This is a genomic window from Aeromonas sp. A600620 (assembly GCF_029479985.1).
Taxonomy (GTDB): domain Bacteria; phylum Pseudomonadota; class Gammaproteobacteria; order Enterobacterales; family Aeromonadaceae; genus Aeromonas; species Aeromonas veronii_A.
The window spans coordinates 117,563-140,010 of sequence record NZ_JAAKXB010000013.1 but is presented as its reverse complement, the minus strand read 5'-3'; the positions used below and the strand labels follow the sequence as shown (position 1 = coordinate 140,010).

Here is a 22,448-nt window from a genome sequence, read left to right as displayed (position 1 = left end):
CGATAACCCCGACTGGTGCCCCTATGTCCACAGCCTCCTTTGCCGAACTGGCCCTCTCCCCCCGTCTGCAGCAGACCCTGACCGAGCTCGGCTATGCCGCCCCCACCCCCATTCAGGCTCGTGCCATCCCCGTCATTCTGGCAGGGCGGGATCTGATGGCGGGGGCCCAGACCGGCACCGGCAAAACCGCCGCCTTTGTGCTGCCGCTGCTGGAGCAGTTGCTGGCGCAGCCGCAAGCAGAATCCCCGCGCCCAATCCGTGCGCTGGTGCTGGTGCCGACCCGCGAGCTGGCGGTGCAGGTCGCCGAGAGCGTCGCGCGCTACGGCCAGGGGACAGGTCTCACCAGCACGCTGGTCTACGGCGGGGTGAGCATCGCGGCGCAGGTAGAGGCGCTTCAAGCCGGGGTGGATCTGCTGATCGCCACCCCGGGCCGTTTGCTCGACCATCTGCGTCAGGGGGCCTTGAGCCTGGATAGCCTGCGCCATCTGGTGTTTGACGAGGCCGATCGCATGCTCGACATGGGCTTTATGGACGAGATCAAGGCGCTGCTCAAACAGATCCCGGTGGATCGCCAAACCCTGCTCTTCTCCGCCACCTGCGACGACAACCTGTTTGCCCTCTGCAAGGTGCTGCTGCGCGACCCCGAGTTGATTGAAGTTACACCGCGCAACACCACGGCGGCCGAGGTGGAGCAGCGGGTCTACACGGTGGACAGCGATCGCAAGCTGGCGCTGGTCGAACACATGCTGAAAGTGAAAAGGTGGGCACCGGCGCTTATCTTCAGCCGCACCCGTCAGGGGGCGGACAAACTGGCCCAGCAGCTTGGCAAGACGGGCATCAATGCGCTGGCCTTCCACGGCGATCTGTCGCAAAGCGCGCGGGAGAAGGTGCTGCTGGAGTTTCGCACCGGCACCTTGCAGGCGCTGGTCGCCACCGACGTGGCGGCCCGCGGCCTCGATATCACGGATCTCAACTATGTGATTAACCTCGAGTTCCCGTTTGTGGCCGAGGATTACGTCCACCGTATCGGTCGCACAGGCCGTGCCGGCAACAAGGGGCTCGCCATCACCCTGTTCAGTCCGGAAGATGCCCCCCTGTTGGAGAAGGTGGAAGCTGTGCTCGACACCCGTTTGCCCCAGCAGTGGTTTCCGGGCTTTGAGCCAGATCTCACCCGCTTCGAGCCCGAGCCGCGTCGCAACAGCAAGGCGGCTCAGAAGCAGCGCGCCAGAAAGCAGGCCCTCGCTGGCAACAAGGGTGGCAAGGGCAAGCGTTAAACCTCCCCTGCGCCGCCAATAAAAAAACGCCCGCACGGGCGTTTTTTGTTATCTGACAGGAGCCTGCTCTTGGCGAGTAGCACCCTAGCGGGTCGCCAGCACCAGTGGCAGGGATCGCAAGATCTGCCGCTCCGCCAGGGTCGAGAGAATAAACATCACCATATAACCGAGCCCCAGCGCCACGATAATCGCCACCACGTTGGCGGTGAACTCGGCCACCAGATAGTAGGCGGCGACCAGTGCCACTATGCCCGCCAGCCGGATCAGCAAACTCTGGGTAAAGTGACCGTGAGCCTTGATATAGGCGAGCTGATAGCCGTTAAGCATCATAAAGATAAAGAAGATGGAGAAGTGGAACAGCACAGGCACCGCCCCCACGTAGTCGGCGGGGAAGAACAACAGCACCAGCGGTTTGCCCGCCAGCAGCATCAAACCAAAGAACGCCAGACTGACGATGGCGGAGAGGCGGAAGATCCAGCGGCGAATAAGCCTTATCTGGCGGTGATCGCCGTTGCGCAGATTGACCGCCAGCTCAGGCAGCACAAAGCGGTAGATGGGGAAGACAAACAGGGTGGTCATATAGGTGAAGATGGGGCGAACCACCACCTGAAAATCCCCCAGCTCGTCGATGCTGAAGTGGCGGATGGTGAGCAGCACAGTGATGTAAATCATCAGGATGCTGGCCCCCGCCTCCAGGGATGCGGTAAAGCTCTTCTTCACATAGCTCACCATCTCGGGGCCGAGCGCTACCTTGGCCAGCGGCCTGGTGGCGATGGCCCGACGGCGCGAAACATACATATAACCGGCGATGGCGAGCGACGAGAAGGTCAGCCCGTAGAAGAGCGAGGCAAGCGCATCCATCCCGAGCCCGAAATAGCAGGCCATAAACAGCAGACCGTTGGCCAGCGGCTCCAGCCAGGTGACCCGGTTGGAGAGCTGATACATCCGGTACATGGCCACCAGATTGGTGAAGTAGACCTTGAGCCCCAGGCCGAAGATGACCCCCACCAGTTGCAGATACTCCACCCGGATATGGAGCCCGTGCTTGATATAGGGGATCACCGCCCCCCAGGTGAGCAGCACGATGCCGATGAGGAAGTAGCGAAAGATATTAATGATGTCCCGATCGTTCTTGGTCTGGGAGTAGCTCACCACCATGGAGGAGCGAAAACCTGTCATCAGGATAAAGGAGAGGGAGATCAAATCCACCACGCTGTTGAACAGCGCCAGCTCCCCCTTGGCGACCCACTGCGCCAGCCACACCTTGAAGGCGAAGCCGATAACGATGCTGACCAGTGAGGCCCACATCCCGGTGATAAAGGCCTGCTTGAGGCGCGCGAGAGAGGCGTATTGCATAACGAAAATGGATAACTTTCAGGGAAAAGAGAGAGGGCCATCTTATGAAAGCCCACCCGTCTTGAACAGCCTTAATCCCGCCAGCCCCCCAGGTCGCAACGACTCCTTCACTCACCTCTTCATCAACCCGAGCTCACAAAGCCAAAGACGCCGTTAAAAACAGCCGCAATTAATCGAATGCTCATTTGGTGTAATTGATGGATTTGGCATCCACCATTACCCCTCTTATAGTAGGGCCGAAGCGGCCTCAATCGCTCCCTCCCTACTCATTCCGGACAGGAATCTTATGAAAAAACTCACTCTCGCCCAGCTCGCCGCACTCGTGACCGTGCTGCTGGCTATACTCTGCTGGCAGCTGCCAGCCCCGGCCGGACTGGCACCGGCGGCCTACCACACCGCCATTCTGTTTATCGCCACCATACTGGTCATCGTCACCAACATAGCGCCGACCGGCTATATCGCCATCCTCTCCCTCGGGCTCTACGCCGTGCTCCATACCGGTGGCGAAGCGACCCCCAAGGCGGCCATCGAAGGGGCGCTGGTCGACTTCAACCACCCGCTGATCTGGCTTATCGTCATCGCCTTCATGATTGCCAGCGCCTTTGCCAAGACCGGTCTTGGCAAGCGGATCGCCCTGCTGCTGCTCAGCCGCTTTGGCCAGTCCACCCTGCGCTCCGCCTACTGTCTGGCGGTTGCCGACTTTATTCTGGCCCCCGCTACTCCGAGCAACACGGCCCGCGCCGCCATCGTCGCCCCCATTGCCGACTCGCTGGCCAAGACCATCAACAAGGATGACCGCAAGCTGGGGCAGTTCCTGCTCTCCAGCGTCAGCGCCATGAACGACGCCTCGGCGGTCGCCTTCAGCACCGGCTTTGCCGGCAATCTGGCGCTGGTCGGCATTGCCGCCAGCGTCGCCGGGCTCACGGTCGGCTTTCGCGAATGGGCGCTCTATCTGCTGCCGCCCGCCATCGGTCTGCTGCTGATCATGCCGCTGGTGCTCTATATGGTGATCCGCCCCGAAACCCGCGACACGCCGGATGCCCCCCGCTTCGCCCGCGAGGAGCTGGCCAAGATGGGCCCCCTCTCCCGCCATGAGAAGAGCCTGCTCGGGGTCTTTGTCGGTCTGGTGGTGCTCTGGGTTGGCGGCAGCAATCTGGGGCTGGATGCCACCACGGTCGCCTTTCTCGGTCTGGCCGCCCTCCTGCTGCTCGGGGTGCTGAACTGGAACGATGTGAAAGGCAACAGCGCCGCCTTCGATACCCTGATCTGGTTCAGCGTGCTGATGGGGATGGCCGACAACCTGAAACGGGTCGGCTTTACCGGCTGGCTGGGGGATGAACTCTCCGGCTTTATGCACAGCACCCTCGGCGGGCTCGGCACCATACCCATGCTGCTGGTGGTGATGGGGCTCTACCTCTTTACCTCCTACGCCTTTGCCTCGGCCACCGCCAAGGTGGTGGCGCTGGCGCCGGTGATTGCAGGGGCCCTGCTGGCGGTCGGCGTACCTGCCGAGCTCGCCATCTTCAGCATCGCCGCCATCACCAACGTCGGCTGCAACCTCGCCACCTACTCCCACGCCCGCATCCCGCTGCTGATGGGGATGGGCTATCACACCAGCGCGGAGTGGATGCGCATCGGTCTGGTGATCGCCATCGTGGGCTTTGCCGTGGTGATGAGCATCGGCCTCACCTGGTGGCAGTGGCTGATCTGATAGCAAAAGGGCCCGTAACGGGCCCTTTTGCATAGAGGGTGTGCAGCGTTCTATACCGGCGCTGCGCTTGCCACACGCTGCGGCATTGTTAAAAACAGCGCGGGTCAGCTCTGCGGCGCCGCCTTGATCAGCGCCTCGTAGTGATCAATCAGCTCGGGGCCGTGCAACGGTGAGTCGTGACCGCCGATCACCGTCTTGATCGGCAGCTTCATCGCCTTGAGCCGCTCGATGGTCTGCGGATACTCCTTCACATTGGCAAAGCTCAGGTTGCCCAGCTTCTCCTTGAGGATGCAGTTGCCATAGAGCACCTGCTCGTCGGGGAAGTAGACAAAGATGCCGTCCGGCGTATGGGCCGGGCCCGCGTAGAAGGCGCGCACCTTGCCCTCTTGCAGGGTGAAGTCGCCATCGTGCACCACGTTGGGCAGCACCAGCGGCAGATCCGGGTACTCCGGCAGCCCCTTGCGGGTAAAGGCGACAATCTCGGCCCAGTCGCTCTTCATCAGATCCCTGGTCTGGCGAGTCGCCACCACCTTGGCCCCGATGGACTTCCAGTAGGCGTTACCGCCCGCCCGATCGGTGTGGTAGTTGATGTTGATCACCTCCAGCACCGGCTTGCCGCTGACCCGTTTAATCAGCTTGTGCAGCTCGCGGGCGGTATCCGGCGTCCAGGTCGCCCCCACCACCGTCACCCCCTTGGCCCCGAAATAGACCATGGAGTTTTCCTGTATGTAGTAGTTATCCTCCACCACATAGACTGGGCCGCTCACCTGCTTAAGGGAGATCCCCGCCGCCCGCACGCTACCGCCCCAGAAGCTCGCCATCAGCACCACGGCCCCGGCCAATCCGCACTTCATCCAACTTTTCATCATCTTGCTCCCTCGAACCAACTGCCCCCTCGCCACCCCTGTGGCAAGCCGGGCCTTTTAAGCAGTGAGCAGAAGATACGGGGGATTTGTGAGGGGAAAATGAGGTTGTGTGAAGAGAAAGTGAAGTCTGGGGGAAGTCAGGGGGAAGTCAGGGGAAAGTCCGGAAAATCGGCAGCGACCTCCTGTTTGCGAACGTCCGAATACGCTTCGCTATTCGAACCTGCAACACAGATAGCAGCCCCTCACCCTAGCCCTCTCCCGAGGGAGAGGGGATGGCCCGTGCCAATTCCCCCCCCCACCCGAACCTCGTACGTAAAGCACAATCAGCGGAGCCTATTTGCCCCCTTCTCCCCTTGCGGGAGAAGGGCTGGGGATGAGGGGGAGGTAACAATAAGCCACATCATGTAGGGTCGATTAGCGTAGCGTAATCGTCCGTTTACCGCAGCGCACCGAGTCATGGCAAGACCAACAGGAAACTCTGAATATCACCTGCTTATCGGCCACAACCTGTTTGCGATCGTCCGAATACGCTTCGCTATTCGAACCTACGGCCTGATATATAAAAACGGGCTTCAATCTAACCCAAAAGAAAGATTATACTAACTAATACAGTATTAAACTTATTATTGGAGAATCAAAGTTGAGCATCACTTTTGAACATATTGATGATACCTTGCAGATCTACCTAGATGGCAATTTACTCACATCCATCAGCAAAAAAGAAACAAATGAATACAGTTATATTTGGGAGCCAAGAGATAAAGGATATGTCATAAACAAATTATCAGATATAACTGTAGATTCGTTCCCTGATCGTTTGATGATCTCTGACAACTATAAATCACAGTCATTTAAATATTTAGAAATGGTTGTGTTAAACAAAAAGGAAAATCACATAGAAGTAGAATACTCCTTGGTTTTCAATTACAAAGATTGGTCTGAACTTGTCCCACCAGCATATATATCGCAACACTATGAGTCAAAGCTCACTGGTTTTTGTGAAAGTGTCGACTTAATTGACGATGATGGCTATGGATTAATTTTTGAAGTTAAGGACGTTATTGAAAATGGTAATATTATTGATGAGATTGAACGTTTTGCACATGTAGCAAGATTAAAACTAACAGAGTTAGAAAAAGAACTATTAATGAACGTAAAATCAGAATTGATAGTTAAAATTTTCAAATTCCCAATCGGCTATGAAGTAATCTGTTCCCAATATGTTTTATGGTTCGGCGAACTACTGAAACATATTGGAATTAATGCTGACGTATCGACTGAAAACAAAGAAGGATACACTTTTCTAACCATTACTAAAAACGATGAAAGTGCATTTAAAGAAAATATAGAAAAAGCCTTGTATTTATATCTATCACTTCCTTATTCAGATCATATTCCAGTAAACCAAATAAAAAATGACATTGAATCCAAAATATTTATTCAATCTCTACAGCAACAAGTAATGTTTTTTACTCAACAATGTGATATTAAGAGTTCTATCATAGAACTTCAAAATATCTCTAATGGTAAATTACAAGAACAATTACAATCAGCGAAAGAAAAAATATCTTTATTGGAAAGTTTACAAAATGACAGATTGGATTTATTCGATGGTGCAATATCATTAGTGGAATATAAAATAGGCCCTCTAGTATTCAACCCTAAGCGGATACTAAAAAAATTAATAAATGAGCAATAAAAAACCTTATACATCAAAATTAATAGGCATGAAATATCTATATAAAAACCACCCGCATATCGGGTGGTTTTTTCATTATCTCAGAATGAACCCGCGATATTTAACTCACAACAGCAATCAAGCCAACGGCGGCGTCCGCGGCGGCACCATACGCTTGCTGCCGGTGGACTCGAAGGCCGAGGCGAAGCGCAGCAGGTTGTTGTCGTCATAGGCGCGACCGGCGAAGGTCAGGCCCACCGGCATACCGATATCGGCCATCACCCCCATGGGGACGGTGACGGTCGGCACGCCGAGGTGGCGAATGGCGAGGTTGCCGTTGGCAACCCAGATGCCGTTGCTCCAGGCGATATCGGCGGAGGCCGGATTCACATCCGCATCAGCCGGGGCGACGTCGGCAACGGTCGGGAACAGCACGGCGTCGAGCTTGAGCCCGTCCATCCAGTCCTCCAGATCCAGCTTGCGGGTCTTCTCCAGACCACGCAGGCCATCCGGCACTGTGGCGATCTCGTCCCAGGATTTCAGGCCGCGCTTGGCCATATTGACGTACTCGTCCATGCCCGCCGCCAGATCGCCCTCGCGGTTCGGCAGGGTGCCCGGATCGTGGGGGAAGATCTTCGGCCCATCGACATCAGCCAGCTTGTTCAACTTGGGATCGCCGTTGGCGCGCAGGAAGTCGTCGAACGCCCAGCCGGAGAGCTCCCACAGCTCGTCGTTGAGAAACTCCGGGCTCACGATGCCGCGATTGAACACGGTCGGCGCGCCGGGTCGGTCCCCTTCGCAGTTGGATACCAGCGGGAAGTCCACTTCGATAACTTCAGCGCCAGCGGCTTCCAGCGCCTTGCGCGCCTCTTCCCAGAGGGCGATCACGGTCTCGCGGGTATGGATGCGCTGACCGGTCGGGCCGCCGATGCCGGGGTTTTCGCTGGTGCCGGCCAGTTCATCCTTGTTGATAAACATGCGCGGCACGCCGAGGCGCTTGCCCTTGAGGGCATCGGGCTTGGCAGCCAGTTCCAGATAGGAAGCCGGACGCACTTCGGAGGCCTTGGGCAGCTGCACCCAGGGCTGCATGCGCCACAGATCGCCACGGGTGTCGGCATCGTCAGCTACCACTACGTCGAGCACTTCCAGCAGGTCATTCATGGTGCGGGCATAGGGCACCACCACATCCATGGTCGGAGTCAGCGGCCAGTTGCCGCGCACCGAGATGACGCCACGGGACGGGGTATAGGCACACAGACCGTTGTTGGAGGCAGGGCCACGGCCGCTCGACCAGGTCTCTTCGGCGAGACCAAAGGCAGAGAAGCTGGCGGCGGTGGCGGTACCGGCCCCGTTGGAGGAGCCGGAGGCAAAGGGCGCAGTCAGGTAGTCGGCATTATAGGGGCTCTCGGCACGGCCATAGACGCCGCGCTGCATGCCGCCATTGGCCATCGGCGGCATATTGGTTTTGCCAAGGCAGATGGCACCGGCGGCGCGCAGGCGCTCAACGGTAAAGGCATCGCGCTGGGCCACCAGATCCTTGAAGGCCGGGCTGCCGGAGGCGGCGGTCAGCCCCTTGACCAGATAGCTGTCTTTGGCGGTGTAGGGGATGCCGTCGAGCGGGCTCAGGGTCTCGCCACGGGCACGGCGGGCATCGGAAGCCTCGGCCTCTTTCAGCGCATCGGGATTGGCGACCACCACGGCGTTGAGTTTGGTGGCAGTCTCGGGGCCGTTGTAGGCCTCGATCCGGGCCAGATAGGCCTTGACCAGTTCGACCGCTGTGGTGCGGCCTGATTCGAGCGCGGCACGCAGCTCGGCAATGGAAACCTCGGTCACTTCGATCATGTTGATCTCCTGTAAAAGGGTGACTGTTTGTCATGATGATCGCCGCATCAGCGCTGGCGCTCATCACATCATCAAGGGATAAAACCCCACTGCGTGGGGTTTTGAATTTCTACACTCTTCGACCAGCTTACTGGCCTGAAGGGATCTGCTGAGTAATGCAGTGGATATTGCCACCGCCCAGCAGGATCTCGCGAGCCGGCACGCCGATCACGGTGTGCTCCGGGAAGATCTCTTCCAGAATGCGCTGGGCTTCGCCATCGGTGGCGGCATCCAGCAGCGGGTAGACGATGCGATCGTTGGTGATAAGGAAGTTCACATAGGAACCGGCCAGACGGCCTTCTGCCTCGCGCGGCACACCGGTACCGCTCTCGACGCCGGCAGACTCCTCTTCGGTGCAGAACAGCGGGCCCGGCTGGGGCAGCTTCCACACTTTCAGCTTGCGACCCTTGGCATCGACCGCCGCTTCCAGCACCTTGAGGGCGGCCACGGAGCGGGCGTACTGGGGATCGTTCTGGTCATCAGTCCAGTGCAGGGCCACTTCACCCGGACGCACGAAGCAGCACATGTTGTCGATGTGGCCGTCGGTTTCATCCATGTAGACGCCTTCGTCCAGCCAGATAAAGCTGGTGACGCCCAGATAGTCGCGCAGGTAGGCTTCGATCTGCTCTTTGGTCAGATGCGGGTTGCGGTTTTCGTTGAGCAGGCACTCGGCGGTGGTCAGGCAGGTGCCTTCGCCATCGACATGGATGGAGCCACCTTCCAGAATCAGCGGCGCGTCGTAACGAGCCATGCCGTGCTGGGCCAGCATCTGGGCAGCGACCTCTTCATCCTGATTCCACGGGTAGTAGAGACCACCCTTGTGACCGCCCCAGGCGTTGAAGCCCCAATCCACCCCACGGCACTCGCTGGCCGCGTTGGTAACGATGGTGGGACCGGTATCGCGAGCCCAGCAGTCATCGCTGTCCATTTCGACCAGAGTGACGTGGGCGGGCATGATGGCGCGGGCCTGCTCCATAAACTGGGCCGGAACCCCCATAAAGACCGGGGTGGCGCCACCGATGGCATCGGCCACCTTGGCGAAGGTCTCTTGCGCGAAGCGACCGGCTACGCGCCAGTTGTCCGGGCGAAACGGCCAGATCATCCAGACGGCCTGCTGGTGCGCCCACTCGGCGGGCATGGTGAAGCCGTCGGCGGCCGGCGTGGAGTTAATGGTCTTGATGCTCATCGCAAGGCTCCTTGCATGGATTGAGGCCCCCGTTTACGCCCGATGCGGCGCGGGAACCTTGGAAAAATAAGAGTGGGTCGCAGATTAAGACGTTGCGCCCCCATCCATCAAATGAATAGGATGGATTGTCCCATAAACACGGCGAATAATCCCCCCATGAAACTGCACCAGCTCGACCTCAATCTGCTGCTCGCGTTTGACGCCCTGATGACGCAGGGCAGCGTCACCCGCGCCGCCGAAGCGCTCTTTATCAGCCAGCCCGCCATGAGCCATTCGCTTAACCGGCTGCGCACCTTTCTCGGCGACCCGCTTTTGGTGCGCACCCCGCAGGGGATGCTGCCGACCCCGCGCGCCCAGCGGCTGCACCTCGGGGTACAGCAGGCGCTGCGGCTGCTGGAGCAGCAGCTCACCGAGGAGGAGGAGTTCGAGCCGAGCAAGTCGAAGCGGCGCTTCGTGCTCTGCACCACAGATTACGTGGAGTGCGTGCTGATCCCGCCGCTTATTCAGCGGCTCAGACGGCTGGCGCCGGGGGTCACCATCGAGATCCGCATCCTGCGCGACACCCTGCCCGAAGCCGAACTGGCAAGCGGGGAGATCGATCTGGTGCTGGGGTTTGACGAATACATGCAGGTGCCGGGGTATCTCGGCAAAGAGACCTGGCTCACCGAGCCGCTGGCCGGGCTGGTACGCGCCGATCTGCCCATTGCCAAATCGGCCCCCGCCGGCGCCGAGGATGACCCCTCCCAGTGGCAGGAGCGCATCACCCTGCAGCAGCTCATCGCCATGCCCCATGTGTTCCACTCGCCCCTTGGCACCTCGGAGGCGAGCCTCGACCGCTATCTGAAAAGTCAGGGCTTTAGCCGCACCATCTCGGTCAACAGCCAGAGTTATATGTCCGCCGCAGCCATTGTCAGCCAGAGCGATCACCTGCTGGTGCTGCCCAGCATGGTGGCCGAGCTGCTTGCCACCCACTGGCCGCTGAAAAGCCTGCCGCTGCCCGCAGACGTGCCGGATTACCACCTAAACTGCGTCTGGCACCCCGTTCATGCCCAACAACCCGCACTGGTATGGCTGAAAGATTTGATGAAGGAGCTGGTGGGGCCGAGGTGAGGCCGCAGCGTCTGGCATACCCCATCGGCGCATACGCAACAACCGGCGCAGGTGTGGCTCAAGGATTTGATGAAGGAGCTTGTTGACCGACCATGATGCCCAAACCGAACCTCGATCAATTCCCTCTCCCTCCGGGAGAGGGTTAGGGTGAGGGCTGCTCCTGCTCCATCCCCTCATCCCCAGCCCTTCTCCCGCAAGGGGAGAAGGGAGCTGATCCAGTACAATCGGCAACATCACGGGTAACCAACTAGCAGGGCAATGCCCATCCACTCATCAGCTCATCAGCTCATCAGCTCATCAGCTCATCATTACCAAACACAACGATAGCTCGGTTGGGGTCAACAAATCCTGACAGCACCTAGATCTGTTCCCTCTCCCTTTGGGAGAGGGCTAGGGTGAGGGGACGCAATATCCAACCGGTAAACACAAAGGAAGCTGGCTATATCTATAGGGCCAAACAGAACTGGAGCCCTTTATGGAAAGCAACCGCTTTGCCAAACGACTGAGACGTGATGCCACGCTGGCAGAGCAGAAACTGTGGCAACACTTGCGCAATCGCCGTCTGGCGGGAGTGAAATTTCGCCGCCAAATGCCCATCGGCCCCTATGTGGTGGATTTCATCAGCCTTGAACAGGGATTGATCATCGAAGTGGATGGTTCGCAACATGGAACACTAGCGAACCAGATGCATGATGAGGCTCGGACAGCCTATCTCAATCAGCAGGGATTTCGGGTGATACGAGTGTGGAATAACGATGTACTGGGCAGGCTCAACTCCGTGCTGGATTTTATCCTGTTCTCATTACGTCAATCCGATTGACCCCTTCCCCTCAATTCAAAAAGCAAAAACGGAGAAGGGGAAACCTAACTTACGCCCGCAGGGCCCGCATCAGCTGGGCGACTACGTCGTCGAGCAGGGGGCGATCGGGGCGGCACTGGGCGAAAGTGACCAGCCCTTGCAGGTTGATCAGCAGCAGTGCGGTGAGGGTGTGGATATTGCTATCCGGGGCCAGTTCACCCTTGGCCTGCGCCTGTGTCAGCAACTCGGCCAGATCCTGCTCCAGCTCGCCATAGATCCCCTTGACCCGCAGGGTCAGCTCCTCATCCTGCTCGCTCAGCTCCATCATGGTGCGAGTCACCAGACAGGAGCCGCAGAGCGCCTCCCCCACAATCCGGTCGAGATAGGCAGCAAGACCCGCCAACGGGCTCGGGTTGTCGAGCAGGGAGCGGCGCAGGGTGCGTTTGCCCTCGACATAATGATCCACCGCCGCCAGCAGCAGGCCGCGCTTGTTGCCAAAGGCGCCGTAAATGCTGCCCGGGTGCAGACCGGTGGCAGCCACCAGCTCCTGCATGGTGGTCTTGGCATATCCCTTGGCGCGAAACGCTTCCATGGCATTTCGCAGTACCTCGTCCCGATCAAACTCGGCTATGCGCATGGTTCCTCCCGTGGGAAATGGTTCACCGGCAAGGAGCAACAGGGCCCGCCGATAAAGAGTGACTGGAAAGGGCGGCAAGTTTACCCCAGCCGCCCGCTCGGGCCAACCTTCTTGAACGCGCATTCAAAAAAAGCTTGCGCCCGACGCAAAAAACGTCTTGAATGCACGTTCAAGAATAACCCGTTCAGGACAACCTATCATGAATACCCTGTTTCAGCCGTATCGACTCAATGACACTCTGACCCTGGCCAACCGTTTCATGATGGCCCCGCTCACCCGCTGCATGGCAGGCCCAGGTCTGGTGCCGACCGAGCAGATGGCTGCCTATTACGGCCGCCGCGCCGACATCGGCCTGATTGTTTCCGAGGCCGTCATCATCCGCCCCGACGCGCAGGGTTACCCCAATACCCCGGGCCTCTTCACCCAGGCGCAGATCGATGGCTGGAAGAAAGTGACCAGCGCCGTGCACGCCAAGGGCGGCAAGATCTTCGCCCAGCTGTGGCACGTAGGTCGCCTCTCCCACCCCTTCTTCCATCAGGCTGAAGTGTTGGCCCCCTCAGCCGTGGCGCACGAGGGCACTGTGCCCCGCATGCGCGAGCTCACCTATCAGGTGCCGCGCGCCCTGACCGAGGCGGAAATCGCCCAGCTGGTGCTGGATTACGCCCAAGCCGCTGCCAACGCCATCGAGGCGGGCTTTGACGGGGTGGAGATCCACGGTGCCAATGGCTACCTGATCGACCAGTTCCTGCATCACTCCACCAACCTGCGCACCGACAACTACGGTGGCAGCCCGGAAAAGATGAGCCGCTTCGCGCTGGAAGTGGTCGATGCCATCAGCACCCGCATCGGCGGTGATCGGGTTGGTATTCGCCTCTCCCCGGGTGCCTATGTCCATCTGGCGGGCAGCCCGGAAGATCGCGCCGTGTTCGACTACCTGCTGGGCAAGCTCAACGATCGCCCGCTGGCCTATATCCACCTCGGCATCTTCGATGACAACCTCACCTTCGATTATCTGGGTGGCCGCGCCTCCGACTATCTGCGCGCCCACTACAAAGGAAATCTGGTCGGGGTGGGCAACTACGACGCCGAGCGCGCCGCTGCGGCCATTGAGGCCAACCGCTTCGATCTGGTGGCTATCGGTCGTCCGCTTATCGCCAACCCGGACTATCTCGCCAAAGTGAAAAATGGCGAAGCACTGGTGCCCTACGCCGACACCATGCTGGCTGAGCTGGTATAACCACGAAGCCATCGCCAGACGACAGGCAATAAAAAACGAGGGGAGCAGTTGCTCCCCTCGTGCTATCTGGCTGATGCCGTATTCCGTTGCTGCGGACTTAATTGGTGCGGAAGAGAGCCTCAATGGAGAGCCCCTGGCTCAGCAGGATCTCCCGCAGACGGCGCAGCCCCTCCACCTGGATCTGGCGTACCCGCTCGCGGGTCAGGCCAATCTCGGCCCCCACATCCTCGAGGGTAGCGGGCTCGTAGCCCAGCAGACCGAAACGACGGGCCAGCACTTCCCGCTGCTTGGGGTTGAGCTCCTCAAGCCAGTGGACAATGCTGCTGCGCATATCATCTTCCTGTGACTCCAGCTCCGGCCCCATGCCGCGCTCGTCGGAGAGCACATCCAGCAGCGCTTTGTCGCGATCGCCACCAATGGGGGTGTCCACCGAGGTGATCTTCTCGTTGAGCTTGAGCATGCGGTTCACATCATCCACCGAACGATCCAGCGCGAAGGCGATATCCTCGGCGGTCGGTTCATGATCGAGACGGTGAGAGAGTTCGCGCGCGGTGCGCAGGTAAACGTTTAACTCTTTGACCACATGAATGGGCAGACGGATGGTACGGGTCTGGTTCATGATGGCCCGCTCTATGGTCTGGCGGATCCACCAGGTAGCATAGGTAGAGAAACGGAAGCCGCGCTCGGGGTCAAACTTCTCGACCGCGCGGATAAGACCGAGGTTGCCCTCTTCGATAAGATCCAGCAGCACCAGGCCACGGTTGTTGTAACGGCGGGCGATTTTCACCACCAGTCGCAGGTTGGACTCGATCATGCGCTTGCGGGCGGCTTTATCACCTCGCAAGGCACGACGGGCGTAGTAGACTTCCTCTTCGGCAGTGAGCAGCGGGGAGAAACCTATCTCCCCCAGATAGAGTTGCGTGGCATCCATCACCTTGTTCAGTTCCGGTGCCAGCAACTCATCGGAGATAGTCTCGTCCGCCTCGGCGGCTACCTCCTGCAACTCTTCTACTTCATGAGATTCGGGTTCAGCGTCAAACTCTAACTCTGCATCCTGCATTACCAGTTGTTCTTGGCTCATGGTGTGTCTCCCTGACGTTACCAGAGTAAGACGGTCTCTCTGGGGTTAACGCTTTGGCAAATAGCTCATCGGATTGATCGACTTGCCTCTGTACCGGATCTCGAAATGCAATCGCACATCCGGCGCGTCCGTGCTACCCATGTTGGCAATGACCGAGCCCCCCTTGACGCTGTCCCCTTCCTTCACCCGCAACTCGTCGTTGTGTGCGTAAGCGGAGAGATAGTCATCATCATGCTTGAGGATAATCAGCTTGCCGTACCCCCTTAAAGCACTGCCAGCGTATACCACTTTACCGCTGCTGGCGGCGTAGACGGGTTGCCCCTTCTGGCCGGCTATGTCGATCCCCTTGTTACCCTGTTCTGCAACAGAGAACCCCTCGACAATCCGGCCCTTTGCGGGCCAGTGCCAAGCAAGTCTCGACTGGGAGTTGTTTGTTTTTTGTTCTTTGACCTGAGCGTATTCCTTCGGTGCTGCCGGAGCAACGGATTTCTGAGAGATGAACGGCGTGGTCTGACCAGATCCACTCAGCTCGGCCAACGGACGCGGACCGCTGCTCGGACGGCTCACGGCCACCGGCGTCACGGTTGCCGGACGAGCCGCAGCCACCATCTGGGTCGAACCGCCGCCTGCGGTCTGGACATTGAGCACCTGACCCGGTTGCAGCGCATAGGGGGCGCTCAGGTTGTTGCTCTGGGCCAGCGCCTGCGGCGTCATGCCGAACTGGCGGCCGATGCTGCTCAGGGTATCGCCGCGGCGCACCTCATAGGTACCGGCACTGCGGCTGCTGCCAACACTGGCGCTGGAACCATCGAGTCGCAGTCGCTGCCCCGGATAGATGTTGTAGGGCGGGCTGATGTTGTTGAGGCTGGCCAGCGACGGCACGTCGTTGCCGGAGTTGAAGGCGATGGAGTAGAGGGTATCGCCCCGCTTCACCACATAGCTGCCGCCCTGAATGGGGGCGCTGACCTGGGCACCGCTCTGGCGAGCCGGAATGGTCGAGACAAACTGCCCCTCATCAACACCATCTACCGGAGCTGCATTTTTACTGGAGGAGCAGGCAAGCAGCAGCCATGACAACACCACGACACTGCTTCCTTGCCAAATACGCGAACGCATAATGGATCCTTAACGACTAAACCAGAAATAGGCCACCACGGCCAGACCAATACAGAGCCAACCGAGCACATCTACATAGTGCATCAGTTTGCGTTCCATCTTCTCGCCACCCCAGCGCATCAGGCCCGCCACCAGGAAAAAGCGCATGCCACGACCGATGAGGGAGGTGATGATGAAGGGCAGCAGAGCCATTTGCAACAACCCTGCCGTCACGGTAAACACCTTGTAGGGGATAGGGGTGAAGCTGGCAATGAAAATGACCCAGATCCCCCACTGCTCAAACCAGTTGCGAGCAATCTCGATCTTGTCCTGATAGCCCACAGACTCCACCAGTGGCAGCACGACCGGATCCCACAGGGCATAGCCAAGGGCATAGCCAAACAGGGCGCCCAGCACAGAGAAGAGGGTAGCCAGTGTGGCGTAGTGCCACGCCTTGTGGGGCTTGGCGAGCGCCATCGGCGCCAGCATCACATCCACCGGGATCGGCCAGAACACCGACTCGATGAAAGCAGTGATGGAGAGATACCGGGGGGCATGCTTGTGGCGAGCCCACTGCATCACCAGTACGTACAAACGGGAAAACAACTTCACTCAACATCTCCGTCAATCAGGGGAACAAAACGTACCGGCTCCAGAATACGGCTGGTCAGCTGGGATCCGGATCGTTCGATCAGCTGCAGGGTCTGCTGGCTGTCACCCACGGGCAACACCAGTCGGCCCCCTTCGGCCAGCTGATCGGTCAGTGCCGTCGGGATCTCGCTCGCCGCGGCCGTCACCAGAATGGCGTCATAAGGCCCCTTGTTGGGCCACCCCAGCCAGCCGTTGCCGTGCTTGGCCGAGACATTGTGCAGATCGAGCTGGCGCAGTCGGCGTCTGGCCTGAAACTGCAGCGACTTGATCCGCTCCACGGTATAAACATGCTCCACCAGATGGGCGAGGATCGCCGTCTGGTAGCCCGAGCCAGTGCCAATCTCCAGCACATGGGCCGGATTGTTTTGCATCAGCAACTCGGTCATTCGCGCCACCATATAGGGCTGCGAAATGGTCTGGCCGTGGCCAATGGGCAGGGCGGTGTTGTCCCACGCCTTGTGCGCCATGGCCTCGTCCACGAACAACTGGCGCGGCACTTTCGCGATGGTCGCCAGCACACGAAAATCGCGAATATCCTGCGCAATGAGCTGATTTAACAGGCGCTGTACTATCACACCACCCTCATCCCTGCAGATCTAACCAGGCCCCCAGACCGGCGAGACTGTCATAGGCAGTCATATCGATGGTCAGGGGGGTAATCGAGACATAGCCCTGCTCGATGGCAGCAAAATCGGTGCCTTCACCGGCATCCTGCTGGCTACCGGGGGGGCCGATCCAGTAGATGGGCTGGCCACGGGGATCCTCGGTGCAGATCACCGACTCCGCCCGGTGGCGATTGCCAAGGCGGGTGGTCTTGATCCCCTTGATCTGCTCGAGGGGCAAGTCCGGCACGTTGACGTTGAGGATCTGATCGGCAGGCAGGGGGTGTTTCATCAGCCCCTTCACCAGCAGGGCCGCATAGTGGGCCGCCGTGGCGAAGTGGGTCTTGCCCACCAGCGAGATGGCGATGGAGGGATAGCCAAGATGGCGCCCCTCGGTGGCCGCGGCGACCGTGCCCGAATAGATGACATCATCCCCCAGGTTGGCGCCGTGGTTGATACCGGCCACCACCATGTCGGGTTCAGGGCGCACCAGCTCGTTGACCGCCAGATGCACGCAGTCGGTCGGCGTCCCCTTTACCGCATAGCTCTCGCACCCATTAAAGCCGTTTTCTGCAATGCGGGTAACCCGCAGCGGTACTTCCAGCGTCAGGGAGTGACTCGCGCCGCTGCGGTTGCGATCCGGCGCCACCACAATGACCTCGCCGCAGGCGCGCAGCGCCTCGCTGAGGGCACGAATGCCCTCGGCATGCACACCATCATCATTACTGACCAGAATTCGCATCGGTCTGATTCCTGAAACCGTGATCGGCCTCTTCGGCCTGCAATAACTCGCGCACCACGCTGGTGGCAAACGCGCCCGCCGGCAGGAAGAAGGAGAGGGTCAGCGCCTCGCCGTCCAGCTGCCAGCTCATCTGCTCCGGCTTGAGCAGCAGCGGGCGGCGGTCCTGATCCAGCCCGGCCTTCTCCAGCCCGTCACACCAATCGCTGTAAGGAGCCAGCACGCCCTGTTCGAACTCGGCAGCGGCGCCCTGACTGGCCAGGCGGCCACGGCCCCACTGGGGCGCGGTAAGTTGCACGTCGCCGGAGGCAAGACGCGCTTCCAGCTCGGGGGTCACGCTCTCTTCGCTGAAGATGGAGTGGCTGCCCTTGAGCATCACGCAATCACCGGCCAGCAGCTGATGAGCCAGCCCCTGCTCGATACGGGCGCTGACAATGGCGTTGAACAGCATGCTGCGGGCGGCAGAGAGGTAGAGGGAGCGCTTGTTGCGATCCTTGATCCGCTTGCCGGCAAACATCGCCTTGGCCGCTTCCAGGTTGTTGCCATCGCGGCCAAAACGCTGCTCACCATAGTAATTGGGTACGCCCTGAGTGGCGATGGCCTGCAGGCGCGCCTCCAGCCCATCGGCCTGTTCCAGACCGGTGAGACGCAGGGTGAAGTGGTTGCCCTTGAGGTAGCCGACCCGCAATTTGCGGTTATGACGCCTGGCTTGCAGGATCTGGATGCTGTCGCTCTCGATAACCGACAAGTCCGGCTCGGCCTTGCCCGGCAGGTGAATGCCGAACCACTGCTCGGTCACCGCGTGGCGATCCTTCAGGCCCGCCCAGGTCACCGTATTGCGGTTGACACCGGCCGCATCGGCCAGCAGACCCGCTACCCAGGCGGTGTTCTCGCCGGTTTTGCGCACCCGGACGAAGATATGCTCCCCTTCCCCGCAGGGCTCGAAGCCGAGATCTTCATTGACCACGAAGTCGGCGGCCTCGGCCTTGAGGATACCGCGGGCGGTGGGCACCCCGTGCAGATAGGCAAGTTGTTCCAGCATTATTGTTTCACCAGTAGGACGACGGCTTCGGTGGCGATCCCTTCCTTGCGCCCCGTAAACCCAAGCTGTTCGGTGGTGGTCGCCTTGACGTTCACCCGGTTCAAATCACATTGCAGATCGGCGGCCAGCACGGCGCACATGGCGTCGATATGGGGCGCCATTTTGGGGGCTTGGGCGATGATGGTCACATCCAGGTTGCCGATGGCATAACCCGCCTGCTGTACCCGGGCAAAGACATCACGCAGCAGAATGCGACTGTCGATCCCCTTGAACTCGGCAGCGGTATCGGGGAAGTGGCGACCGATGTCACCGGCGCCGATGGCCCCCAGCAGGGCATCGCTCACCGCGTGCAGCACCACATCGCCGTCAGAGTGGGCAACCAGCCCCTTCTCGTAGGGAACCGGCACGCCACCCAGCATGCAGGGGCCAACACCACCAAATTTATGGACATCAAAACCATGACCAATGCGCATCATCAGCGGCAACCTCCCAACATGCTGAAACCAACCCCATCAATTTTGTGTACGTCCACACCATGTCCAATCCGGATCATGCTAACTCCTTGTTCGGGCCTGTTTGTTCGAGACGCTCTGCTCTGAACGGTCTGTTATGACTGAGGGGCTTATGCCTGCTGGCTTAAAAACAGCCCCGCCAGCGACAAGTCTTCCGGCCGGGTCACTTTGATATTGTCGGCGCGCCCCTCCACCATCCGCACCGTGAATCCGGCCCGCTCCATGGCGGAGGCCTCGTCGGTGATGGTGGCGCCCAGCAGCAGCCCCTCTTCCAGCGCCCGCTTCAGGGCACGGGTCGGGAACATCTGCGGCGTCAGGGCATGCCAGAGCTGCTCGCGCTCGACGGTGGCGATGATATTGCCCTCCCCATCGGAGCGCTTCATGGTATCGCGCACCCGACTGCCGAGAATGGCGCCGCCACAGCCCATGGCCGCAACAATCAGCGCATCGAGATCGCCGTGAGTCAGGCAGGGACGGGCCGCATCGTGCACCAGCACCCACTCCCCTTGCGCCACATGGAGGCCATTGAGGACGGAGAAGGCGCGCTCGGCGCCTCCCTCTACCCGCACAATCCGCGGGTCGGCCGCCACGGGCAGGGCCTCGAACCAGCGATCATGGGGCGCCAGCGCCACGATCACCTGGGCGATGGCCGGGTGGGAGAGCAGCCGCTCCAGGGTATGTTCGAGAATGGTTTTACCCGCCAGTTGCAGGTACTGCTTGGGGCAATCGGCCCCCATCCGGCTGCCGATACCGGCGGCAGGGACGATCGCCGTCAGGCCGGATACCCGGCTGGCATCAGTCATCGTAGGGCTCATCGTCCGGCGCTGTCTCTTTGTCTTTCTCTTTGGGGATGATCCGGTAGAAGGTCTCCCCCTGCTTGATGTAACCCAGATCGTTGCGCGACAACTCCTCGATGGCCTCGAGGCCAGAGGTGAGATCATCTATCTCGCGGTAAATGAGGTCGTTACGATCCTTGAGAGTCTGGTTGTCCCGCTGTTGCTGCGAGATGGCCTCCGACAGGTTCTGATAATCGGATAGCCCGTTCTTCCCCAGCCAGAGGTCATATTGCAGTCCCCCCAGCAGGAGGATCAGGATCAGGGTGAATAGCCGCATGCACTAGGTCTCCTTCAGGCGGCCTAGTGTCCCATATTCGGTGCCAAGACAAAAGAAAGCGAGCACCCGGGAGCCACCGGCCGAACATAAAAAAGTGCCCAAGAGTGAATCAGATAGCACAAAGCCCCGCCAAACCGGTGCAAGGATGGCCAACCAGGGCGCTCCTTGTCCGGGGGCGGGGCTCTCAATCAGAAAGCGGTAAGGGGGATCAGTTCACCGCGACCGGCTCTCCCGCGCTCTCGGCCGGAGTGTTGTACTCCTCCTCGGCATCGCGGAAACGCTCCAGCATCGCTTTTGAGGGCGCTTCGCCCAGCAGACTGCCCACCACGATGGCCAGCAGTGCGAACAGGAAGCCCGGGATGATCTCATACAGCCCCAGCCAGCCGAACTGCTTCCAGACGATGACGGTGATGGCACCGACCAGCATGCCGGCCAGCGCGCCGTTGCGGGTCATTCGCGGCCAGAGCACCGAGAGCAGCACCACGGGGCCAAAGGCGGCACCGAAACCGGCCCAGGCGTAGCTCACCAGCCCCAGCACCCGGTTTTCCGGATTCATGGCAACGGCGATGGCAATCACCGCGATCAGCAGCACCATCAGGCGACCCACCCACACCAGCTCACGCTGGGAGGCGTTCTTGCGCAGGAACGGCTTGTAGAGATCCTCTGTGATGGCGCTGGAGCAGACCAGTAATTGACAACTTAGAGTGCTCATTACCGCCGCCAGAATGGCGGAGAGCAGCACCCCGGCGATCCAGGGGTTGAACAGGATCTTGGAGAGCTCGATAAAGACCCGTTCCGGGTTGCCGGTCACTCCAGCCGCCGCTTCCGGGAAGCGGGCGAAGTAGGCCAGCCCGAAGAAGCCGATGGCCACCGCGCCTGCGAGGCAGAACACCATCCAGGTCATGCTGATACGGCGGGCATTGGCCATGGAGTGGTGGGAATCCGCCGCCATGAAACGGGCCAGAATGTGGGGCTGACCGAAGTAACCAAGGCCCCAAGCCATCAGCGAGATGATGGCGATCACATCCAGATTCTTGAACATGTCGAGGTTGGTAGCGCTCTTGGCGGCCACCTCGATCATGGCGCTATCCACCCCACCGACGGCGATGATGACGAAGACCGGGGTCAGGATCAGGGCGAAGATCATCAGGGTCGCCTGCACCGTGTCGGTCCAACTCACCGCGAGGAAGCCGCCGAAGAAGGTGTAAGTGATGGTGGCGGCGGCACCGACCCAAAGGGCGGTGTTGTAATCCATGCCGAAGGTGCTCTCGAACAGACGGGCACCGGCCACCACGCCGGAGGCGCAATAGATGGTGAAGAAGAGCAGGATCACCAGCGCCGAGAGAATGCGCAGCACCTTGCTGTGATCTTCAAAGCGATAGGTGAAATAGTCCGGCAGGGTCAGGGCGTTGCGGTTCTTCTCGGTATGTACCCGCAGGCGACCCGCTACCCAGCGCCAGTTGAGGTAGGCGCCGATCACCAGACCGATGGCGATCCAGCTCTCGGAGATGCCGCTGACGAAGACAGCGCCGGGCAGGCCCATCAGCAGCCAGCCGCTCATGTCGGAGGCGCCGGCAGAGAGAGCGGTAACCCAGCTTCCCATCCGGCGGCCGCCCAGAATGTAGTCATCAAAGTTGCGGGTGGCGCGATAGGCGACGAAGCCGATCAACACCATTCCGAGGATATACACCAGGAAGGTGATTAACATGGGTGTGCTAGCTGTCATGCAAAACTCCGTTTTGTGTCATTTTCTGCCCGCTCTGGTGACGGGCTCATCCCTAAAAAACCGGCCTAGCTTAATCAGCCGTTCGCGCCAGCTCAACCACTTTTAACAAACACAAAACACAATAAAAACCTTTGCGCATCAAATCATCTGCC

21 protein-coding genes are annotated in these 22,448 nt (G+C 59.7%); 6 read left to right on the top strand and 15 right to left on the bottom strand.

The annotated features are described in order from the left end of the window. Positions 1 to 23: 23 nt before the first annotated feature. A complete protein-coding gene (locus G5533_RS16025) occupies positions 24 to 1,274 on the top strand; it encodes a DEAD/DEAH box helicase (protein ID WP_216979423.1) in 1,251 nt (416 codons plus the stop codon). A gap of 84 nt (positions 1,275 to 1,358) precedes the next feature. On the opposite strand, the gene G5533_RS16020 is transcribed toward G5533_RS16025, so the two are convergent. After that, the gene (locus G5533_RS16020) at positions 1,359 to 2,630 is read right to left on the bottom strand and encodes a hypothetical protein (protein ID WP_139406937.1); all 1,272 of its coding nucleotides are present in this window, start codon (positions 2,628 to 2,630) and stop codon (positions 1,359 to 1,361) included. Positions 2,631 to 2,916: 286 nt separating this feature from the next. On the opposite strand from G5533_RS16020, the gene G5533_RS16015 reads away from it, so the two are divergent. After that, positions 2,917 to 4,341, top strand: a complete 1,425-nt coding sequence (locus tag G5533_RS16015) for a DASS family sodium-coupled anion symporter (protein WP_441255059.1) — start codon at positions 2,917 to 2,919, stop codon at positions 4,339 to 4,341. A 104-nt stretch (positions 4,342 to 4,445) separates the two neighbouring features. On the opposite strand, the gene cphA is transcribed toward G5533_RS16015, so the two are convergent. Then, a complete protein-coding gene (gene cphA, locus G5533_RS16010; protein WP_441255058.1) occupies positions 4,446 to 5,210 on the bottom strand; it encodes a CphA family subclass B2 metallo-beta-lactamase in 765 nt (254 codons plus the stop codon). A 637-nt stretch (positions 5,211 to 5,847) separates the two neighbouring features. Here cphA and G5533_RS16005 point away from each other — a divergent pair. Continuing rightward, complete coding sequence (locus tag G5533_RS16005; RefSeq protein WP_323912898.1) at positions 5,848 to 6,906, top strand: hypothetical protein; 1,059 nt, start codon at positions 5,848 to 5,850, stop codon at positions 6,904 to 6,906. 117 nt (positions 6,907 to 7,023) lie between these two features. Here the strand turns inward: G5533_RS16005 and G5533_RS16000 are convergent, their stop codons facing one another. Both G5533_RS16000 and aguA read right to left on the bottom strand, forming a co-directional pair. Beyond that, on the bottom strand, positions 7,024 to 8,727 hold the full coding sequence (locus G5533_RS16000) for an amidase (protein WP_441255056.1): 1,704 nt from the start codon (positions 8,725 to 8,727) through the stop codon (positions 7,024 to 7,026). Between the two features lie 127 nt (positions 8,728 to 8,854). Beyond that, positions 8,855 to 9,952: an agmatine deiminase gene (gene aguA, locus G5533_RS15995; RefSeq protein WP_441255054.1), complete on the bottom strand. Its 1,098-nt coding sequence runs from the start codon at positions 9,950 to 9,952 to the stop codon at positions 8,855 to 8,857. A 156-nt stretch (positions 9,953 to 10,108) separates the two neighbouring features. On the opposite strand from aguA, the gene G5533_RS15990 reads away from it, so the two are divergent. Then, complete coding sequence (locus G5533_RS15990) at positions 10,109 to 11,062, top strand: LysR family transcriptional regulator (RefSeq protein WP_441255053.1); 954 nt, start codon at positions 10,109 to 10,111, stop codon at positions 11,060 to 11,062. A 475-nt stretch (positions 11,063 to 11,537) separates the two neighbouring features. Next, positions 11,538 to 11,882, top strand: coding sequence for an endonuclease domain-containing protein (locus G5533_RS15985; RefSeq protein ID WP_139406923.1), 345 nt, complete (start codon positions 11,538 to 11,540; stop codon positions 11,880 to 11,882). Positions 11,883 to 11,931: 49 nt separating this feature from the next. Here the strand turns inward: G5533_RS15985 and G5533_RS15980 are convergent, their stop codons facing one another. Further along, entirely contained in the window at positions 11,932 to 12,498 is a 567-nt protein-coding gene (locus tag G5533_RS15980; protein ID WP_216949235.1) for a TetR/AcrR family transcriptional regulator, read from the bottom strand. Between the two features lie 199 nt (positions 12,499 to 12,697). Here G5533_RS15980 and G5533_RS15975 point away from each other — a divergent pair, with 199 nt between their 5' ends. Then, positions 12,698 to 13,735 carry an alkene reductase gene (locus G5533_RS15975; protein WP_270905575.1) on the top strand — a complete coding sequence of 346 codons (1,038 nt, stop codon included), beginning with the start codon at positions 12,698 to 12,700 and terminating at the stop codon, positions 13,733 to 13,735. Between the two features lie 97 nt (positions 13,736 to 13,832). Here G5533_RS15975 and rpoS read toward each other — a convergent pair whose 3' ends face one another. The 10 genes from rpoS to putP all read right to left on the bottom strand — a co-directional run bounded on the left by rpoS (position 13,833) and on the right by putP (position 22,296). Next, positions 13,833 to 14,816 carry an RNA polymerase sigma factor RpoS gene (gene rpoS / locus G5533_RS15970; RefSeq protein WP_005335504.1) on the bottom strand — a complete coding sequence of 328 codons (984 nt, stop codon included), beginning with the start codon at positions 14,814 to 14,816 and terminating at the stop codon, positions 13,833 to 13,835. Positions 14,817 to 14,861: 45 nt separating this feature from the next. Continuing rightward, positions 14,862 to 15,932, bottom strand: coding sequence for a LysM peptidoglycan-binding domain-containing protein (locus G5533_RS15965; RefSeq protein WP_441255051.1), 1,071 nt, complete (start codon positions 15,930 to 15,932; stop codon positions 14,862 to 14,864). Positions 15,933 to 15,941: 9 nt separating this feature from the next. Then, positions 15,942 to 16,523: a YqaA family protein gene (locus G5533_RS15960; RefSeq protein ID WP_263719204.1), complete on the bottom strand. Its 582-nt coding sequence runs from the start codon at positions 16,521 to 16,523 to the stop codon at positions 15,942 to 15,944. Further along, positions 16,520 to 17,137, bottom strand: a complete 618-nt coding sequence (locus tag G5533_RS15955) for a protein-L-isoaspartate(D-aspartate) O-methyltransferase (RefSeq protein ID WP_005335507.1) — start codon at positions 17,135 to 17,137, stop codon at positions 16,520 to 16,522. The genes G5533_RS15960 and G5533_RS15955 overlap by 4 nt, the downstream gene beginning before the upstream one ends. 7 nt (positions 17,138 to 17,144) lie before the next feature. Next, positions 17,145 to 17,906, bottom strand: a complete 762-nt coding sequence (gene surE, locus G5533_RS15950; protein ID WP_005335515.1) for a 5'/3'-nucleotidase SurE — start codon at positions 17,904 to 17,906, stop codon at positions 17,145 to 17,147. Beyond that, complete coding sequence (gene truD / locus G5533_RS15945; RefSeq protein ID WP_319919627.1) at positions 17,887 to 18,945, bottom strand: tRNA pseudouridine(13) synthase TruD; 1,059 nt, start codon at positions 18,943 to 18,945, stop codon at positions 17,887 to 17,889. Before truD ends, surE begins: the two co-directional genes overlap by 20 nt. Continuing rightward, positions 18,945 to 19,421 (bottom strand): 2-C-methyl-D-erythritol 2,4-cyclodiphosphate synthase, encoded by a 477-nt coding sequence (gene ispF / locus G5533_RS15940; protein ID WP_319919628.1) that lies wholly within the window; start codon positions 19,419 to 19,421, stop codon positions 18,945 to 18,947. The genes truD and ispF overlap by 1 nt, the downstream gene beginning before the upstream one ends. Positions 19,422 to 19,567: 146 nt before the next feature. Further along, positions 19,568 to 20,260, bottom strand: a complete 693-nt coding sequence (gene ispD / locus G5533_RS15935) for a 2-C-methyl-D-erythritol 4-phosphate cytidylyltransferase (protein WP_110303496.1) — start codon at positions 20,258 to 20,260, stop codon at positions 19,568 to 19,570. Then, positions 20,253 to 20,570 carry a cell division protein FtsB gene (gene ftsB / locus G5533_RS15930; protein WP_005335520.1) on the bottom strand — a complete coding sequence of 106 codons (318 nt, stop codon included), beginning with the start codon at positions 20,568 to 20,570 and terminating at the stop codon, positions 20,253 to 20,255. The genes ispD and ftsB overlap by 8 nt, the downstream gene beginning before the upstream one ends. 208 nt (positions 20,571 to 20,778) lie before the next feature. Further along, positions 20,779 to 22,296 (bottom strand): sodium/proline symporter PutP, encoded by a 1,518-nt coding sequence (gene putP / locus G5533_RS15925; protein ID WP_110303497.1) that lies wholly within the window; start codon positions 22,294 to 22,296, stop codon positions 20,779 to 20,781. Positions 22,297 to 22,448 lie beyond the last annotated feature (152 nt).

Bases quoted from the DNA above. Each gene is read 5' to 3' on its own strand.
- G5533_RS16025 (WP_216979423.1), top strand. From the start codon at position 24: ATGTCCACAGCCTCCTTTGCCGAACTGGCCCTCTCCCCCCGTCTGCAG.
- G5533_RS16020 (WP_139406937.1), bottom strand. From the start codon at position 2,630: ATGCAATACGCCTCTCTCGCGCGCCTCAAGCAGGCCTTTATCACCGGG.
- G5533_RS16015 (WP_441255059.1), top strand. From the start codon at position 2,917: ATGAAAAAACTCACTCTCGCCCAGCTCGCCGCACTCGTGACCGTGCTG.
- cphA (WP_441255058.1), bottom strand. From the start codon at position 5,210: ATGATGAAAAGTTGGATGAAGTGCGGATTGGCCGGGGCCGTGGTGCTG.
- G5533_RS16000 (WP_441255056.1), bottom strand. From the start codon at position 8,727: ATGATCGAAGTGACCGAGGTTTCCATTGCCGAGCTGCGTGCCGCGCTC.
- aguA (WP_441255054.1), bottom strand. From the start codon at position 9,952: ATGAGCATCAAGACCATTAACTCCACGCCGGCCGCCGACGGCTTCACC.
- G5533_RS15990 (WP_441255053.1), top strand. From the start codon at position 10,109: ATGAAACTGCACCAGCTCGACCTCAATCTGCTGCTCGCGTTTGACGCC.
- G5533_RS15985 (WP_139406923.1), top strand. From the start codon at position 11,538: ATGGAAAGCAACCGCTTTGCCAAACGACTGAGACGTGATGCCACGCTG.
- G5533_RS15980 (WP_216949235.1), bottom strand. From the start codon at position 12,498: ATGCGCATAGCCGAGTTTGATCGGGACGAGGTACTGCGAAATGCCATG.
- G5533_RS15975 (WP_270905575.1), top strand. From the start codon at position 12,698: ATGAATACCCTGTTTCAGCCGTATCGACTCAATGACACTCTGACCCTG.
- rpoS (WP_005335504.1), bottom strand. From the start codon at position 14,816: ATGAGCCAAGAACAACTGGTAATGCAGGATGCAGAGTTAGAGTTTGAC.
- G5533_RS15965 (WP_441255051.1), bottom strand. From the start codon at position 15,932: ATGCGTTCGCGTATTTGGCAAGGAAGCAGTGTCGTGGTGTTGTCATGG.
- surE (WP_005335515.1), bottom strand. From the start codon at position 17,906: ATGCGAATTCTGGTCAGTAATGATGATGGTGTGCATGCCGAGGGCATT.
- truD (WP_319919627.1), bottom strand. From the start codon at position 18,945: ATGCTGGAACAACTTGCCTATCTGCACGGGGTGCCCACCGCCCGCGGT.
- ispF (WP_319919628.1), bottom strand. From the start codon at position 19,421: ATGATGCGCATTGGTCATGGTTTTGATGTCCATAAATTTGGTGGTGTT.
- ispD (WP_110303496.1), bottom strand. From the start codon at position 20,260: ATGACTGATGCCAGCCGGGTATCCGGCCTGACGGCGATCGTCCCTGCC.
- ftsB (WP_005335520.1), bottom strand. From the start codon at position 20,570: ATGCGGCTATTCACCCTGATCCTGATCCTCCTGCTGGGGGGACTGCAA.
- putP (WP_110303497.1), bottom strand. From the start codon at position 22,296: ATGACAGCTAGCACACCCATGTTAATCACCTTCCTGGTGTATATCCTC.